This is a genomic window from Streptomyces sp. NPDC002573, assembly GCF_042889625.1.
In the GTDB taxonomy this organism is placed as follows: domain Bacteria; phylum Actinomycetota; class Actinomycetes; order Streptomycetales; family Streptomycetaceae; genus Streptomyces; species Streptomyces gibsoniae.
Window position 1 is genome coordinate 1 of the sequence record NZ_JBIARC010000254.1, and the last position, 1,628, is coordinate 1,628.

The window sequence follows — 1,628 nt, forward strand, 5'->3', positions numbered from 1 at the left end:
AACGAGCGCGTGCGGAACGCCGGCTGGAAGTACTCCGGCGGCAGGTAGACGTACGCGGGCGCGGCGATATGGGTCTTCGGTCCGAATATGGTGACTCTCTGAATCTGGCCGCCGATCTGCGGCTGCGCGCCGCCCGAGACGTTCACCGTCTGCGTGCCGAGCACCTGGAGGGGGCCGCCGCTCGATCCCGCGGCACCGTTGTCGACGACCACGCCCTGCCCGTTCTCCTGACCGAACAGATCGGACCAACTGGCGTAGAACCCGAAGGCCTGGTTGGCGGCCAGTCCGAGCGACACGATAACGATGAGCTGAGTGGCGAACAGCAGGCCGACCCGTCCGCCGACGGCCTGCCAGTTGCGCCGCGCCAGCCTCGGCCAGTACCAGACCGTGCCTACGAACAGCAGCACGGCCAGCATCAACGCCAGCACCAGCACTTTGTTGCTTGTGAGACCCATGGGCCCTTTCCCTGACTGCGCTTTCCGTCCCCTGGAGCGCACTCACGCCTTCGCGCGGGCTTGCCCCGGACTTCCCTTCGGTTTTGAACCGACCTTGTGATTGGGGAGCGAACCTCACTCCCAATACACCGTCCCAGAGTGCGCAATGTGGCCGGATACCCGGATTGCAGCGGAGAGGTTTCGTCCCAGAAGCGCCAGCACCCCCAGACCGGATCTTCGCCGCAGGCTATATTTTCGAGAGACCAGGCAGGGCAAATCTTTAGTAAGGCTCGTTAAGGATAGGGGCTCTTTTTCGGATTTCGGTAAGTCTTTTTAGGTAATTCCTTTAGGTCTCAGTTCGATAAAGAGAATCCCCTGGCGGAGAGTCAGATGGAACCGTTGGCCGCCCGACTGGGGGTAGACCGGCAGGACCTCGGCCCATGTGCGGTGCACACGGTTGCGCCGGAAGCGGGGAAGACGCCCGCTGCGATGTCCAGGACTCCCACGAGCGTGCAGGCCCCGGCGATCAGCGCGGGACGGTTTTCCGGCCGAGAGCCGTGGAATATGCGCCGCACCACATATCGTTCCGGAACTCGACCCGGCATTTCCTCACCTATCCTGACGGACATCGCATCCCGTCGTTCTGCGAGTAACCTTGAGTCTGGTGCGGAGCCAAGCACAGCTGTACGCGCGGCAGTCCGCTTCATGACGCAGCTTGTGAGGGGGCTCGGCGGTGACTCGCTCGCAGGTCGCTCGCCCCTGGCTCCACCCGGCCACAGGTGAACAGGTAATTCGTGTGCCTGCTCCTACTCGCGTGTCGCGATGCTCGCCCGGACAGTGAGGATCATGCCGATCGAGCCAAGGCCGATGCCACAGCCGCCGCGATACGAAACGCCGGAGCAGCGGGCCGACCGCAATCTGGTCGAACTGCTCCAGGACTGCGCGTCGCCCAGACCGGTGTGCAGATTCTCTTCGCCTTCGTGCTCGGCGTAGCCTTCACCAGCCGTTTTCCGCAACTCAGCGCCTTCCAGCGTGGCATCTACGCCGCCACGCTCCGTGTCGTCGGGCTGGACGAGTCGGACCCCTGCCGGCTGCGCATCGAGGCGGGGCACACGGTCACGGCACGGGACGTGGTGGTGGCGACCCACTACCCGATCTTCGACCGCGCGATGCTCTTCGCCCGGCTCTCGCCGA

General features: G+C 64.4%; 1 protein-coding gene and 1 pseudogene. One reads left to right on the forward strand and one right to left on the reverse strand.

Going from position 1 to position 1,628, the window contains the following annotated elements:
* Positions 1-455: pseudogene (locus tag ACFYX0_RS47740) on the reverse strand (esterase); the annotation flags it as partial.
* Positions 456-1,393: 938 nt separating this feature from the next.
* Here ACFYX0_RS47740 and ACFYX0_RS47745 point away from each other — a divergent pair.
* On the forward strand, positions 1,394-1,628 hold a 235-nt coding region (locus ACFYX0_RS47745; protein WP_388982108.1), incomplete at its 3' end, for a DUF6328 family protein.